This window comes from Streptomyces mobaraensis NBRC 13819 = DSM 40847 (assembly GCF_017916255.1).
Classification (GTDB): Bacteria; Actinomycetota; Actinomycetes; order Streptomycetales; family Streptomycetaceae; genus Streptomyces; species Streptomyces mobaraensis.
In genome coordinates, this window is sequence record NZ_CP072827.1 from 126,989 (window position 1) to 143,244 (window position 16,256).

Annotated in this window: 6 protein-coding genes and 1 pseudogene; 3 read left to right on the plus strand and 4 right to left on the minus strand. The window is 72.7% G+C overall.

Features of this window, described 5'->3' with window-relative positions; all coding sequences use genetic code 11:
- Positions 1-259: 259 nt before the first annotated feature.
- From J7W19_RS00435 to J7W19_RS00450, 4 genes and pseudogenes are all read right to left on the minus strand, one after another.
- Entirely contained in the window at positions 260-2,326 is a 2,067-nt protein-coding gene (locus J7W19_RS00435) for a condensation domain-containing protein (RefSeq protein ID WP_078587914.1), read from the minus strand.
- Positions 2,327-2,366: 40 nt separating this feature from the next.
- On the minus strand, positions 2,367-3,086 hold the full coding sequence (locus J7W19_RS00440; protein WP_004942680.1) for a phosphatidylserine decarboxylase: 720 nt from the start codon (positions 3,084-3,086) through the stop codon (positions 2,367-2,369).
- A 457-nt stretch (positions 3,087-3,543) separates the two neighbouring features.
- A pseudogene (locus tag J7W19_RS00445) lies at positions 3,544-5,221 on the minus strand (SulP family inorganic anion transporter).
- A gap of 68 nt (positions 5,222-5,289) precedes the next feature.
- Positions 5,290-5,631, minus strand: a complete 342-nt coding sequence (locus J7W19_RS00450) for an ArsR/SmtB family transcription factor (RefSeq protein ID WP_004942691.1) — start codon at positions 5,629-5,631, stop codon at positions 5,290-5,292.
- A 162-nt stretch (positions 5,632-5,793) separates the two neighbouring features.
- Here J7W19_RS00450 and J7W19_RS00455 point away from each other — a divergent pair, with 162 nt between their 5' ends.
- The 3 genes from J7W19_RS00455 (at position 5,794) to gntD (ending at position 16,252) form a co-directional block, all read left to right on the plus strand.
- On the plus strand, positions 5,794-6,147 hold the full coding sequence (locus J7W19_RS00455; RefSeq protein ID WP_040889114.1) for a zinc ribbon domain-containing protein YjdM: 354 nt from the start codon (positions 5,794-5,796) through the stop codon (positions 6,145-6,147).
- Between the two features lie 636 nt (positions 6,148-6,783).
- A complete protein-coding gene (locus tag J7W19_RS00460; protein ID WP_210455238.1) occupies positions 6,784-15,246 on the plus strand; it encodes a non-ribosomal peptide synthetase in 8,463 nt (2,820 codons plus the stop codon).
- Positions 15,239-16,252: a guanitoxin biosynthesis L-enduracididine beta-hydroxylase GntD gene (gntD, locus tag J7W19_RS00465; protein WP_004942702.1), complete on the plus strand. Its 1,014-nt coding sequence runs from the start codon at positions 15,239-15,241 to the stop codon at positions 16,250-16,252. The genes J7W19_RS00460 and gntD overlap by 8 nt, the downstream gene beginning before the upstream one ends.
- Positions 16,253-16,256 lie beyond the last annotated feature (4 nt).

The following is a 16,256-nucleotide window of genomic DNA, read 5'->3' on the forward strand; positions in this document are numbered from 1 at the left end:
GTTGTGTGGACAGCAGTACTGAGCGCACCTCGGGCACACCGAGGCATTCCACTGATCTCTGAGCGTGCCGACTGGCACCGCGAAGTGTCCGACGCGCCGATGAAGGCGTCGAGACGCAGCCGTGGGGCGGCGCACGCTTATCCGCGTACGCCCTTGGTCGAGGGAGCGCCGACGCGCCCCGGAATATCCGGAACAGCTGACCGAAAAGATTGCCGATCAGTGCGGTTCGATTCCGACCCTACCACTCACTCATTGCGCGTTACACCCTCCGTTTCTCAGCCAAATTGTCCTTCACCATACGCAGGTTGGGAGCGCTGAGGAAGTCGGCGAAGGGCACGGTGACGCCGAAGTCCTCCGCCACGCGGGCCAGGAAGCGGAGGGCGTCCTTATCGGTGACGCCGACGCGGAAGAAGGGCTCGGTCACGCTCTTCGGCGGGGCGCCCAGGATCTCGGCCCAGAGCGCGGCCAGCCGCCGCTCGGACGGGTCCGAGGGGGGCCGGCCCTCCTCGGGAAGCGGGACGCAGTCCTCGGGCGGCGGCAGCGGCTCCGCCCGTTCGCCGCCCGCCGCCCGGGCGGCCAGGGCCTTCCGGATCTCCTCCGGCGGGCGCTCGACGAACACGGTCGGCACCCAGCCGTCGGGCAGGCGCTCCCGCAGGCGGCCGCGGATGTCGTGGGCCGCGTTCGGACGCGGCGTGCCCTCGACGGCGCAGTAGGCGACCAGTTCCCGTACGCGCAGCCCGGTGGCCAGGCGCCGGGGCGCCACCGCGACCAGGGCGGCGGTGATCCCGTCGCGCCCCGCCAACTCGCGTTCGACGCGCCGGACGTCGATCTCCCGGCCGCCGAAGGACGTGGCGGACGGCGGTCGCGGCAGGGACAGCAGGGTGCCGAGGGCGGACAGGCGCACGCCGGGGTCGGCGACGACCGCACGGAGCACCGACCGGTAGTGCCCGGCCCACTCCCGGGCCGTCGCCGGATCGGCCAGCCGCCGGTCGAGTATCACGTCGAACGGCATATGGCCGGTGCCGTAGTCGTAGACGTCGAAGGTCAGGTCGGCGGTCCAGGGCACGTACTCCCCGTCGCCGCTCTCCCCGTCGTCCCCCTCCGGGTTCACCGCCGAGACGACGACGTCGCCGGAGAAGTCCATGACCGCGGGAGGGATGTTGTGGAGGTTGAACCCGAGCTGCTCCAGCGGATGGGGGTGCAACTCGCGTCCGGGGTCCATGACTTCGAGGACCTGTGAGAACGGAAGCCGCTGGTGGTCGTGGGCGGTCAGGCACTCGTCGCGTACGCGGCGCAGGGACTCCAGGAAGTCCGGATCGCCCGACAGGTCCCCGACCAGGGCCAGGTAGTCCGAGAACGGGCCGGTCATCCCCTGTACCGCGCTGCCGTGCCGGGCGGCCACGAGCGAGGTGGTCACCAGCCGGCCGGCGCCCGACATCCGCCCCACCAGCCAGTGGAACGCCGCCAGCAGCACCACGTACAGCGTGACGTCGGCGGTGCGTGCCAAGGCGCGCAGCCGGTCGCTCAGTTCGGCGTCGAAGGTGTCCCCGATCAGGAAGCAGTCCCGCCGGCGGCCCGCGGGGCGGGGCCGGTCCAGGGGCAGTTCCACGGCGGACAGCCCGTCCAGCCGCGCCCGCCACCGTCCGGCCTCCCGCTCGGTGCGGTCCCGGTTCCACCACGCGCGCTGCCACTGCGCGAAGTCGGCGTACTGCGCGACGGGGGTGGGGGCCCGGGAGGGAGTCCCCTCGGCCCCCGCCCTGTAGTGCGCCATGAGCTCGTCGTTGAGCAGGGTCGCGGACCACAGGTCCGCGGTGATGTGCGGGATGCCGACGAGGAAGAGGTGCTCCTCGGGCGCCGCCCGGATCAGCGCCACGCGGACGGGCGGCCGCTTGTCGAAGGGGACCGGCGTGGACAGCGTCTCCTCGCGGATCCTCGCGATCTCGCGCGCGCGAAGCGCCTCCGGGAGGTGGCGCAGATCGATGAGCGGCAGCGGGCCCCCCGCTGCTTTCCCGATGTCCTCGATCACCTGCACGGGCTCCCCGTCGATCACGGGGAAGCGGGTGCGCAGGCACTCGTGGCGCCGCACCAGCCGGGCGTAGGCCATCCGCAGGGCGGCGGTGTTCAGCGGGCCGCGGAGCCGCACGATCGTCGGCTGGTGGCTCAGATCTCCGTCGACGAGCTTGTCAAACACCCACTCGAACAACTGCCCGGCGGACAGGGGTAACGGACGGTCCCGCGGCGCCGACGGCCCGTCCGGCCTGAACCGGGCGCTCTCCCGCCGGCCCGCTCCCGGCCCACCGGCCCTCTGCGCTCGACGGAAACCCACGCTGTGTCCCTCCAGTTCGCCATCGCTTCGTACGCGCTCTTCAACGCCACCGGATCTTGACGAGCGGGTCGAGCCCCGCCTTCACGTGCCGGCCGACGGCCTCCACGGGGACGTACTTGCGGTCGGCCGCCAGCGGGATCACCAGGTCGACCTGCGATCCGTAGCGGATCTGGGAGAAGCGGCGCCCCTGGGAGCGGAACATTCCCTGCCGTCTGCAGAACGGGGTGATGGAGTCGACGTCGTAGTCGGCGATCTGGAGCATCCAGTACGGGCCCCGGAGCCGCGGCGCGTCGACCCGGTTGACCATCCGCTCGTTCAGGTGCAGATACCTCGCGTGAGCCGGATTGACCCGGAGCCGTTCGAGCAGGTCCTGCTCCATGGCCAGCATGGGGAGGTTGAACGTCCCGATGGGCTCCTTGAGCGCGAAGGAGAGACGGCCGCCGTAAGGCATCCGGTTGATGTGCACGTCGAAGAAGGTCATGAAGATGCCGATCACCAGGCACCGGTGACCGAACGATTCGTCACGGAGCGCGGCGGCCAGCGAGTACGGCTTCCCCTTGATGTCGATGATCGACTCCTGGGGATCCACTACTTTCTGGTAGACGATCGCGCCATCGGCCGGTGAGAAGAAGTAGGTGTGATCGACATAGGCGGCTCGCGCCGGGTCGCGGAAGAAGTGGTACTGGGAGATCCATTCGAGAGGCTTCTCCTCGTAAGGGACGACCTCGTCCTCGATCCAGTCGTTCAGGTCCTGTGCCATAGGCTCCCCGGCTCACAGCGCCGCACGACCATCATCGGGCGAACCGCCGGCGCGCGACGCGCCGTCGGAAGCCCCCGTGGCACTTAAACACACCCGGGTGGACGCGAGCATCCCAGTTCCGGTCATATTTCCCTGTCACCGCCGGCGCGGCGCCACCTGCCGGACGGGCGGGAAGAAGCACAGGCCCGGCCGCCGGACCCCGCCGCTACCAGGCACCGCGGCAGGCCACGCCCAGCGCGAGGCCGGCCGCCGCGGTGGCCGGGAACACGGTCCCGCCCACGATGCCGCGGGCGCCCACCCGCGCATGGGCGGTGATCACGCCGATCAGCCCGAGGCCGGCGGCGGCAGGCCGTCCACCGCCGCCTCAAGCCGCGGACGGGCCGTCAGGAGGGACCGCCGGCATGGGGCGGCGCAACCGTGGGTGTCCGGGTGACGGAGGAGGACCTCGGTCGGCTCCTCATCGTCGGGCACTCGGAGCGCACGGTGGGGGTACCGGAGGAGGCGGGCCCGGGCAGGCGGGGGCCAGGACACCGGCGCCGTGCAGGTGGCTTCGGGCGGCGGCGATGGCTTCGGGAGTGCCGGTGTAGTCGTCGCCGGTGGCGGCCCGGAGCAGACCGAGGGCGCCGACGGAGTCGAGGACCCGGCGCTGGCCGGGGCGTACCCCGGAGGCCAGGACGGTGATGCCGCGCCGGTTCAGCTTGGTGACCGCGTCCTTCAGGACGAGGGCGCCGGTGGCGTCCATGGTGGTCACGCGGGACATGCGCAGGATCACCACGCGCACGTCCGCGACGTCCGAGAGTTCCAGCAGGAAGCGGTGGGCCCCGGCGAAGAACAGCGGACCGTCGATGCGGTACGCCACGATGTGCTCGGCGAGCAGCGCGTGTTCCTCGGCGCTGTGGTCGCCGGTCAGGTCCTCCTTCAAGGAGACCTGGTCCAGGCGGACCTGCTTGGCCACGGCCCGCAGGGCGAGTGCGCCGGCGACCAGCAGGCCGATGATGACGGCGTAGACGAGGTCCAGGGCCACGGTGGCGACCGCCGTGAGGATCAGTACCAGGCCGTCGGAGCGCGTGGCGCGGGCCATCGCCCGCAGGCTGCCCACTTCGACCATGCGGATCGCGGTCGCGATCAGCACGCCGGCGAGCGCGGCCAGGGGGATGCGGGAGACCAGTGGGGCGGCGGCGAAGACGATGACGGCGAGGATCGCGGCGTGCGTGAGGGCCGCCAGTCGCGAGCTCGCACCGGTACGGACGTTGACGGCGGTGCGGGCTATCGCGCCGGTGGCCGGGACGCCGCCGAACAGCGGGGCGGCCAGGTTGGCGAGACCCTGCCCGAACAGCTCCTTGTCCGGGTCGTGCTTCTGCCCGACCGTCATGCCGTCCGCGACGGACGCCGACAGCAGCGATTCCAACGCGGCAAGGGCCGCCACGGCCACGGCAGGCGCCAGCAGCGAGCCCAGTGCTCCGAGGTCCAGGAAGGCCAGCGACGGGGCGGGCAGCCCCGCGGGCAGGTCCCCGATCGGGCGGGCCGCGTCCAGGTGGCACAGCTGGGCCACGACGGTGGCACCGATCACCGCGAGGAGGGAGAAGGGGACGACCGGCCGCCACCGCGCGCCGGTCAGCATGACCGCGACGACCGCTGCCGCCAGTCCGGCAGCGGTCCAGTTGGGCGCCCCGGCGAAGGTCTCGACCGCGCGCCAGGTCACGACGAGGACCTTGTCGCCCTCCGGCTTGGCGACTCCCAGGGCGTTCGGCACCTGCTGCAAGCCGATCACGCAGGCGATGCCGAGGGTGAAGCCCTCCACCACCGGGGCCGGCACGTACTGCATGTAGCGGCCGGCGCGGACGAGGGCGAGCGCGATCAGCATCAGTCCGGCGAGCAGGCCGACCGTGAGGACACCGCCGGGGCCGTACCGGGCGACGATGGGCACCAGGACCACGGTCATGGCGCCCGTGGGCCCGGACACCTGGAGATTCGACCCACCGAATACCGCGGCCAGCGCGCCCGCCACCACCGCGGTGGCCAGCCCTGCCTCCGCGCCGAGACCGGAGGAGACGCCGAATCCGAGGGCGAGCGGCAGGGCCACGATCGCCACGGTCAGACCGGCCAGTAGATCAACGTCGCGGGCTGCGGCCCATGCCCGCGAGGTCGGCGCGGGTGGGCAGCACGGAACGCACCCGGGCTCCCACCCGGACGGCGAGGGAGCTCACCGGGCACTGACCTCGGCTTCCCTCAGCTCCTCCAGCAGCTCGTGCTGCCCATTGAGCATCTCGGTCAGGATGCGGCGCGCGGCGGACATCAGCTCCGCCACGTCGCCACCGGCCAGCTCGTAGACGACCGTGGAACCCGTGCGGGTGGAGGTCACGATGCCCGAGCGGCGCAACACCGCCAGCTGCTGGGACAGCGCCGAGGGCTCGATCTCGATCGCCGCCAGCAGATCACGCACCGGCATCGGCCCGTCCTGCAGCAGCTCCAGTACGCGGATGCGGACCGGGTGCCCCAGCATCCGGAAGAACTCGGCCTTCGCCTGATACAGCGGAACCGGCACGGAACCTCAGCCTCTCGCCTCACCGGGCCTCCCGCGCGGTGCGCGGAGGCAGCGTCTGGTGCTGTGCCCGCAGCTACCTGCGGGCACAGCCGGACCATCATGTAGCGACTTGCACAATTTTGCAATTCGTCATCCTTGCGGGTTCGGGCTTACAGTGCTCTCGTGACCGAGAACCTTCCGCCGTGCCCCGAATGCTCCAGCGCGTACACCTATGAGATGGGTGCGCTCCTGGTCTGCCCCGAATGCGGCCACGAGTGGCCGCCCGCGACCGCCGAGTCCGCGGACAACCCCGAAGACGGCGCGATCAGGGACGCGGTCGGCAACGTACTCGCCGACGGCGACACCGTCACAGTGGTCAAGAGCCTGAAGGTCAAGGGCCACCCGACCGGCATCAAGGCCGGCACCAAGGTGCGCAACATCCGCCTCGTGGAGGGTGTGGCCGGCCACGACATCGACTGCAAGATCGACGGGTTCGGCGCCATGCAGCTCAAGTCCAGCGTGGTCAAGAAGGCCTGACCGGTTACGCCGGCCCAGGCCCTGCCCAGGCTCCACTACGCCGCGGCGCAACCGAGCCGGAACGGGGCCCGGGCCCGCTCCAAGTCCCGTTCCCTGCGCGGCCGCGGCAGCCAGGCCGTGTTCACCCTGGGGTCGCCGTCCCCGTTCGCACGCGTCGTACACGCCACCACGCACGGCACGGAACTCCCCGAACTCGCCACGTTCCTCAAGTCCCCGCGTGCCCGGATCCGCCCGGACCGGCGTCGGTCCGCCCGCCGGGCCGCGGCCGGGCCCCCGGGCCGCGGCGGGAGGGGGTCTCGCACCGTGGAACGCCGGCCGGAAATTTACGTATAGGTAGAGATCCCGGCGAAGCGATCGGCGCGTTATGGCAGCATCCGCGCCGGCCCGCCGCGCAGTTCCTCGGTCCCGGACCGATGGCGTCAAAAGTGAGCGACGAAATCGCCGGATCGCGCGAGGACCGTCGCGGGCCGCACGAGGACAACCGGGGGATATATCAGCGCATTCCCAGGTCACGCGTTGACTGGAAATCGCCTACTTATCGCGTCACGCCTGTAGGGATCATGGCCGGGAATGGCCTCAGACGCTTTGAGTGCCCACCTTGAGGTTTCCGACTGTCGGCAGCGCGGGGGGATCACGGTGACGAATGACGGATCTGAACTCGCCGGGCAAAACGTGGCGGCGGTCCGCTTCGAGCGGTATTCCGTGATCGCGCCGGAGCGGACCGCCATCCTGCACAAAGGTGCCGCGACCGGTTACGGCGAGCTCAACCGCCGGGCCGAGTTGACAGCCACGCGCCTGGCGGACGCGGGCGCCGGCCCCTCGACCCTGGTGGCAGTGGCCCTCCCACGCGACCCCGACCTCGTCGCCACCCTGTGCGCCCTGCTCAAACTGGGTGCCGCATGCCTTCCCCTGGATCCCGGCATACCGGCCGGGCGGCTGCGCGAGATCATGGCCGACGCGTCCCCCGACGTTCTCGTCACCACCCGTGCCGTCGCTCCGGCATTCACCGGTGACGGACCCGTCCTTTTCCTGGACGACGCTCCTCCGACCTGCTCCGCCGTCCTTCCACGGCACTCAGCGGGGACCGCGTCGGAAATCGCCTATGTGCTGTACCCGACGACTCCTGACGAGAAGTCCGAAAATTCGGTCGTCTCCTATCGTGATATGGCGCGCTACCTTGACGACCCCACTGCCGGGATTCCGGCGAGGGCGGAGATTCTCCGGCTGGTCGCGCCGCTCCTGTCCGGCGGTCGTCTGGTGCTGGACGCCGACGAGACCCGGCCCCGGCCGGTCACCCGTGAGGCGCCGCGCGACATGGTGGAGGACGTCGTGGCGCAGGTCTGGTGCGCCGTGCTCGGCGTGGACCGGGTGGGCGTGCGGGACCGCTTCTTCGACCTGGGCGGCAAGTCGCTGGCGGCGGTCCAGGTGGTGGCGCGCCTGCGGAAGCTGCTCGGCGTCGAGCTGCCGCTGCGGGCCCTGTTCGACGCGCCGACGGTCGAGGAGCTGGCCGCTCGGGTGCGGGCCGAACAGGCCGGCGGCCAGGGCGTCCGGGAGGAGGCGGCGCTCGAGCCGGTGGACCGGAGCGAGCCGCTGCCGCTGTCGTTCGCACAGCAACGCCTGTGGTTCCTGGACCGCTTGATGCCCGACCGCGCCTTCTACACGATGTGCGATGCGTTCCGCGTCCGGGGCGGGATCGACCTGGGTGCGCTGCGGCGGGCCCTGCGGATGCTGGTGGGACGGCACGAGACGCTGCGGACGGCGTTCGTCGAGCGGGACGGTGTGCCGTACCAGCTCGTCGGTCCGGCCGACGGGCCCGGTGCGCGGCGCGTGGCCGCTCCCACGCGGGTCGACCTGTCGCTGCTGGAGCCCGCCGAGCGGGAGGAGGCGGTGCGGAACCTGGTGGCGGCGGAGGCGCGGACCCCGTTCCGGCCGGCGGACGGCGCGCTGCTGCGCGTGGTGGTGGCCCGGCTGGCGGACGACGATCACGTGCTGGTGGTCAGCACGCACCACATCGTCTCCGACGCCTGGTCCGTGGGTGTGCTGGTGGACGAACTCGGACGGCTGTACCGGGAGTGCGTCACCGGAGATCCCGCCGCGCTGCCCCCGCCGGCCGTCCAGTACGCCGACTTCGCGGTCTGGCAGCGGGCCTGGATGGCCGGTCCGGTGCAGGAGGAGCATCTCGCGTACTGGAAGCGGGCCTTGGACGGCGCTCCCTCGGTGCTGCGGCTGCCCATGGACCACCCGCGGCCCGCCGTGCAGTCCGAGCGGGGCGAGACGGTCGGGTTCGCGCTGCCCGACGCGCTGGTCGCCGCGCTGGAGAAGCTGGGCCGGGAGCAGGGCGCCACCCTGTTCATGACGCTGCTCGGCGCCTTCCAGGTCCTGCTGGCGCGTCACGCCGGGCAAGAGGACATCGTGGTCGGCGTGCCGGCGGCGGGGCGCACCCGGACCGAGACGGAACCTCTGGTCGGCTTCTTCGTCAACACGCTTCCCTTGCGGGCGATCTGCGCTCCGGGCCTGTCGTTCCGGGACCTGCTGGACCAGGTGCGCGAGGCCGCCCTCGGTGCCTTCGCCCATCAGGACCTGCCCTTCGAGGCGCTGGTCGAGGCGCTCGCACCCGAGCGCGACCTCGGCCACAATCCCCTCGTCCAGGTCACCTTCCAGCTCCTGGGCACACCGGCGGCGCGGCCGGACCTGATCGGGGCGGAGGTCGAGCGGTACCCGGTCCAGGAGGCCGTCTCGCAGTTCGACCTGTCCTTGGACATCAAGCGGGCCGACGACGGTTCCTACCGGGGGATCCTGAACTACTGCCCCGACCTGTTCGACCGACGCCGCATGGAGGTGCTGGTCGGCCACTATCTGACGCTGCTCGGCGCCGCCGCCGCGGACCCGGGCCGCCCGATCGGTGAGCTGCCGCTGTCCGACGGGGCCGAACGGCTGCGGCTGCTCGACGGGTTCGGGAAGCGGGACGCGGCGTACGCCGGGCCGGGAAGCGTTCCGGAGCGGTTCGCGGAGGTGGCGCGGACGGCACCGGACGCGCGGGCGGTGACGTGTGGCGCGACAACGCTCACCTTCGCCGAGCTGAACGACCGGGTGGAGCGCCTGGCACAGGCACTGCTCGGCGCCGGGGTCACCCGCGAGACGCCGGTCGCGGTCCGCCTGCCCCGTTCCACCGACAGCGTCGTCGCCCTGCTGGCCGTCATGCGGGCGGGCGGCGTCTACGTCCCCCTGGACCCCGACTGGCCCGCGGACCGCACCGCCTACATCCTGGACGACACCGCGGCCTCCGTCGTCATCACCCGCGACCTGCCCGCACTCCCCGGTCGCCTCCACGTCGACCCGCGCCGGCCCGCGGCCGACGGCCTGGTACCCGCGCCCCGCATCGACCCCGATCAGGCCGCGTACGTCATCTACACGTCCGGCTCGACGGGCGCGCCGAAGGGCGTCGTCGTCCGGCACCGCTCCCTGAACCACCTCACCAGCGCCCTGCAGGCCACCTTTCTCGGCCACGACCCGTATCTCGCCGGGGCCGACGGCGTACCGCCCGGGGACGCGAAGCTGCGTACGACGCTCACCGCGCCCTTCACGTTCGACGCGTCCATGGAGCAACTGAGCTGGATGCTGGCCGGTCACGAGCTGTTCATCGTGCCCGAGGACGTGCGGCGCGACCCCTCGGCGCTGGTCCGGTTCGTCCGGGAGCACCGGATCGACGTCATCGACACGACCTCCTCGCAGCTCGAACTCCTCGTATCGCACGGGCTGTTGGACGGAGAGTGGGCGCCGTCCATGGTCATGGTGGGTGGCGAGGCGGTCTCGCCGTCGCTGTGGCGGACCTTGCGGGACCAGCGGCGCACTCGCTGTTTCAACCTGTACGGGCCTACGGAGGCGACGGTCGACGCCACCTGCCACGACCTGTCCGACCCTGCCGACGTCCCCGTCATCGGCACCCCACTCCCCCACACCCACGTCCGCGTGCTCGACGACCGACTGCGACCCGTACCCGTGGGCGTCGCCGGCGAGATCTACCTCGGCGGAACCGGCCTGGCCCGCGGCTACCTCAACCGCCCCGCCCTCACCGCCCGACGCTTCGTCGCCGACCCCTACCCCGACACCCCCGGCAGCCGCCTGTACCGCACCGGCGACCGCGCCCGCTGGCGCCCCGACGGCACCCTCGAATACCTGGGACGCACCGACGACCAAATCAAGATCCGCGGCTTCCGCGTCGAACCCGGCGAAATCGAGGCCGTCCTCACCCACCACCCCGCCGTCAAGGAAGCCGCCGTCGTCGACGACGCGCACGCGCGGCTGGTCGCCTACGTCACGCTCGCGGAAGGCGGCGGCGCCGGCCCCACCGACGTACGCCGGTTCGCGCAGGGGCGGCTGCCCGCCCACATGGTGCCGTCGGCGGTGGTCGTCCTGGAGGCGCTGCCACTGACGTCGAACGGAAAGCTGGACCGCGCGCGCCTGCCGGCGCCCGCGGCGGGCAGACCGGAACTGGATGTCCGCTTCGTGGCGCCGCGCGACATGGTGGAGGAGGTCGTGGCGCAGGTCTGGTGCGCCGTGCTGGGCGTCGACCGGGTCGGTGTGCACGACGACTTCTTCGAGCTGGGCGGGCACTCGTTGCTGGTGGTCCAGGTGATGACCCGGATCCGGAAGCTGCTCGGCGTCGAGGTGCCGTTGCGGGAGCTGTTCGACGCCGCGACGGTCGAGGAGCTCGCCGCCCGCGTCCGTGCCGCACGGACCGAGGGCCTCGGCCGGGGGGCCGCCCCGCCCCTCGGGCCGGTGGACCGGAGCGGGCCGCTGCCGCTGTCGTTCGCGCAGCAACGCCTTTGGTACCTCGATCAGTTGGCGCCCGACAGTGTCTCCTACAACATGTGCGACGCCTACCGGGTCCGCGGGCCCCTCGACCTGGACGCGCTGCGGCGGGCGCTGCGGACGCTGGTCGAGCGGCACGAGACGCTGCGGACGGCGTTCGTCGAGCGGGACGGGGTGCCCCACCAGGTGGTCTCGGCGCCCGACGCGCCGGCCGCGCGGCGCGCGGCGGAGGTCGTGCGGATCGAAGCGGCCGGGCGGACCGACGAGGCGGTGCGGGACCTGGTGGCCGCGGAGGCGCGCACCCCGTTCCGGCCGGCGGACGGCGCGCTGATGCGCGTGGCGGTGGCCCGGCTGGCGGACGACGATCACGTGCTGGTGGTCACCACGCACCACATCGTCTCCGACGGCTGGTCGGTCGACATCCTGGTGGACGAATTGGGGCGCCTGTATCGGGAACACGTCACGGGTGACTCCGCCGGGCTCCCTCCGCTCGACGTCCAGTACGCCGACTTCGCCGTCTGGCAGCGGTCCTGGATGACCGGCCCCGTGCGGGAGGAGCACCTCGCGTACTGGAAGCGGGCCCTGGACGGGGCACCCTCGGTCCTGCGGCTGCCTGCGGACCATCCGCGTCCCGCCGTCCAGTCCCAGCGGGGCGAGACCGTCGAGTTCCCCCTGCCCGCACCACTGGTCGCGCGGCTGGAAGCGCTCTGCCGGGAGCAGGGCGTCACCCTGTTCATGGCGCTCTTCGGCGCGTTCCAGGTGTTGCTGGCGCGCTACAGCGGTCAGGACGACGTGGTCGTGGGCGTGCCGACGGCGAACCGCACCCGGGCGGAGACCGAGCCCCTGGTCGGCTTCTTCGTCAACACCCTTCCGGTACGGGTCGCGTGCTCGCCGGAGCTGTCGTTCCGCGCCCTGCTCGACCGGGTCCGCGAGGCCGCGCTGGGCGCCTTCGCCCATCAGGACCTGCCCTTCGAGGCGCTGGTCGAGGCGCTCGCGCCCGAGCGCGACCTGGGCCACCACCCTCTCGTGCAGGTCACCTTCCAGCTCCTCGACGCTCCCGACGAGAGGCTCGTCCTGCACGGCACGGACTGCGTCTCGCTCGGCTTCGGCGGTGTGACCAGCCGGTTCGACCTGTCCCTCGACGTCGTCTCGGGGCGGCGGGGGAAGCGGTGCGTGCTGACGTACTGTCCCGACCTGTTCGACCGGCCCCGCATGGAGGTGCTGGCCGGCCACTACCTGACCCTGCTCGGCGCGGCGGCCGACGATCCCGGTCTCCGCGTCGGCGACCTCCCGCTGAGCGACGACGTCGAACGCCTGCGCCTGCTGGGCGGGTCCCGCCCGCGGTACGTGCCCGCGCCCGGGGCGGAGACCGTCCCTGACGCCTTCGCCGCGCAGGTGCGGGCGACACCGGACGCGCCCGCGCTGGTCCACGGGGACTCGACGCTGACGTTCGCCGAGCTGGACACCCGGGTCACCGCCCTGGCCGTGCGGTTGCGGCGCTGCGGCGTGGCCGCCGAGACGCCGGTCGCGGTGTGCCTGCCGCGCTCCGCCGACGCCGTCGTGGCCCTCCTGGCCGTCCTGCGGGCGGGCGGCGTCTATGTGCCAGTGGATCCGGAGTGGCCCTCCGGCCGCGTCGCCCACGTCCTCGACGAGACCGCGGCCCCCGTCGTCATCACCCGCGACCTGCCCGCCGATCCCGGCCGCGTCCACCTCGACCCGCGCCAGGCCCCGGCCGGCGACCGGGATCCCCTGCCGCGCCTCCACCCCGACCAGGCCGCGTACACCATCTACACCTCGGGTTCCACCGGCACCCCCAAGGGCGTCACCGTCCAACACCGCTCCCTGTACCACCTCCTGGGCCACGTACGGCGCATGGCGGAGGGCAGCCCCCGGCGGAACGTCGCGCACACCACCGCTATGACCTTCGACCCGTCGCTGGAACAGTTCCTGTGGCTCGTCGCCGGACACACCCTGCACGTCGCGCCCGAGGAGGTGCGCCGCGATCCCGAGGCGCTGGTGGCCCTGGTGCGGCGCGCCGCGATCGACGTCCTCAACGTCACCCCGTCCCACCTGACCCTGCTGATCGAGGCCGGGCTGCTGGAGGGCGACCGGGTGCCGGGTACGGTCCTGGTGGGTGGCGAGGCGGTGCCCGCGGCGCTGTGGCGGACCCTGCGCGAACGGACGGGAGCCACCCGCTTCTTCAACCTGTACGGGCCTACGGAGGCGACGGTCGACGCCACCTGCCACGACCTGTCCGACCCTGCCGACGTCCCCGTCATCGGCACCCCACTCCCCCACACCCACGTCCGCGTGCTCGACGACCGACTGCGACCCGTATCCGTGGGCGTCGCCGGCGAAATCTACCTCGGCGGAACCGGCCTGGCCCGCGGCTACCTCAACCGCCCCGCCCTCACCGCCCAACGCTTCGTCGCCGACCCCTACCCCGACACCCCCGGCAGCCGCCTGTACCGCACCGGCGACCGCGCCCGCTGGCGCCCCGACGGCACCCTCGAATACCTGGGACGCACCGACGACCAAATCAAGATCCGCGGCTTCCGCGTCGAACCCGGCGAGATCGAAGCCGTCCTCACCCACCACCCCGCCGTCAAGGAAGCCGCCGTCACCGTGGCCACCGACGACGGTGCCGCCCGGCTGGTCGCCCTCGTCGTCCCCGCCCCCCGCGCCCCGCACGGCGATTCGGCCGACGGCGCCCCGGACGCCCAGGTCGAGGAGTGGAACGCCGTCTTCGAGGCGACCCACACCGACGCCGCCGACGGCGAACTCACCTTCAACATCAAGGGCTGGAACGACAGCCTCACCGGTGCGCCGATCCCCGCCGAACACATGCGGGAATGGGTCGACACCACCGTCGCCCGGCTCCTGGAACGGCCGGCCGAGCGCGTCCTGGAGATCGGCAGTGGCACCGGGCTGCTGATGTGGCGGCTGCTGCCGCACGTCACCGAGTACACCGGAACCGACTTCTCGCGGCCCGCCGTGGACTGGCTCCGGGACGGGCTGCGCCGCCGCCCCGCGCACCGGGTACGGCTGCTGCACCGCGAGGCGACCGACTTCACCGGCGTCCGCGCCGCGTCCACCGACCTCGTCGTCGTCAACTCGGTCGTCCAGTACTTCCCCGACCGCGCCTACCTCGACACCGTCCTGGCCCGCGCCCTCGACGCCACGGCCGACCGAGGGCGCGTCTTCGTGGGCGACGTGCGCAACCTGGCCCTCGCCCCGCAGTTCTACGCCCGTCAGGCCCTCGCCCACGCCGGTCCGGGCGCGGCGGCGCGGGACGTGGCGCGCGCCGCCGGCGAGTTCGCGGCCATGGACGGCGAGTTGCTGGTGTCCCCCGCGTACTTCGCCGCGCTCGCCGCCCGCTCGCCCCGCGTCACCGGCGTCGAGATCCTGCCCCGCCGGGGACGGCACCGCAACGAGATGAGCCTGTACCGCTACGACGTGGTGCTGCACGTGGGCGGTGACCGCCCGGCGGCCCCGGAGGCGGAGGTGCTCACCTGGGGCGACCAGGTGCACGACCTCGCGTCGCTGTCCGCCCGCCTCGGCCGCGGGGGCCCGGACGCCCTGCTCGTGCGCGGCGTCGCCAACGACCGTCTGACGCGGGACAACGAGCTGCTCGACGCACCCGCCCGCACGACGGCCGTCGAGCCCGAGGACCTGTGGGGGCTGGCGGACTCCACCCCCTACCGGGTGAGCGTCAGCTGGGCCGCCGCCGATCCGCGGGGCGCGATGGACGTCCTGCTGGTCCGGCGGGACGCCCACGACGACGGTCCGCTGCTCGTCCCCCACCCCGTACCGGAGCCGTCGGCACCGCTGACGAACGCGCCGACCCGGCACCCGGCCGCGCGGCAAGGGGGCTCGGCCGCGGACGGGCTGCGTTCCTGGCTCGCCGAGCGGCTTCCCGCGCACCTGCTGCCCGCGAGGATCACCGAGGTGGACGCGCTGCCCCGCACCGGCACCGGCAAGCTCGACCGGGGCGCGCTCGGCGGACTCGTGACCGCGGGCCGTGGCGCCCGGGCGGGCGACCGCCCCGCCACCGCCCCCCGTACGGGTCTCGAACGGACCCTGGCCGACGCGTGGGCGCGGGTGCTCGGCCTCCCCGAAGTCGGCGTGCACGAGAACTTCTTCGCCCTCGGCGGCGACTCCCTCCTCGCCGTCAGGGCTGTCGCCCGGTGCCGCCGTGCCGGGGTCCGACTGACCGTCCGGCAGTTGCTGAGCGAGCAGACCGTCGCCGCGCTCGCGGCGGCCCTCGAGGAGGAGAACCATGACTGACCTGCCGTTGCGTACCGTCGCACTCACCGGTGAGGAGAGCGCGGAGGTCGACGACCTGCTGCGCACGCTGGCCGACGTGCCGGTCGACTCCACCGTGGGACTGCTGCACCGCACCCGGCTCGCCGCACAGGAACTGCCGCTGCGCATCCGCGCCGAGCTCACGGGGATGCGGCTCTACGACAGCCCGCGCGCCCTCGTCGTCACGGGCTTCGGCGTCGACGACGAACGGATCGGACCGACCCCCGCGGCCCGTCCCGCCCCGGATCCCGAGCGGACCCGCGACCTGGAGCTGCTGCTTTTGCTGCACGCGGCCCTGCTCGGCGAGGCGTTCGGCTGGGCGACCCAGCAGAACGGCCGGCTCGTCCACGACGTGCTGCCCGTTCCCGGTGAGGAGACCGCGCAGATGGGTTCCAGCAGCGAGACCGAGCTGCTGTGGCACACCGAGGACGCGTTCCACCCGCTGCGCTGCGACTACGTGGGCCTGCTGTGCCTGCGCAACCACCAGCGCGCCGCGACCACCGTGGGCTGGCCCGACCTGTCCCGGCTCACCACCGAGGACCGTGCCGTGCTCCTCGAACCCCGCTATCTGATCCGCCCGGACACCTCGCACACGCCCGCGCAGAACGCGACGGGCACGCGGTCCGCCGAGCGTTTCGCGGCGATCGCCGAGATGGACGACGCCCCGGGGCGCGTCGCCGTCCTGTTCGGCGACCCCGAGGACCCGTACCTGCGGATCGACCCGGCCTACATGAGCCCGGCCCCCGGGGACGCGGCCGCCCGGCGGGCGTACGACACCGTCACCGCGCTCATCGAGGACGAGCTGCGGCACGTCGTCCTGGACGCCGGTTCACTGCTGCTGGTCGACAACTACCAGGCGGTGCACGGCCGCAAGCCGTTCGCCGCCGCCTACGACGGCCGCGACCGCTGGCTCAAACGCGTCAACATCACCCGCGACCTGCGCCGTTCCCGGTCCGCGCGGCGGTCGGCCACCTCGCTGCTGGTGTGAGGGA

Coding starts and splice junctions, on each gene's coding strand:
- J7W19_RS00440 (WP_004942680.1), bottom strand. CDS start 3,086: ATGGCACAGGACCTGAACGACTGGATCGAGGACGAGGTCGTCCCTTAC.
- gntD (WP_004942702.1), top strand. CDS start 15,239: ATGACTGACCTGCCGTTGCGTACCGTCGCACTCACCGGTGAGGAGAGC.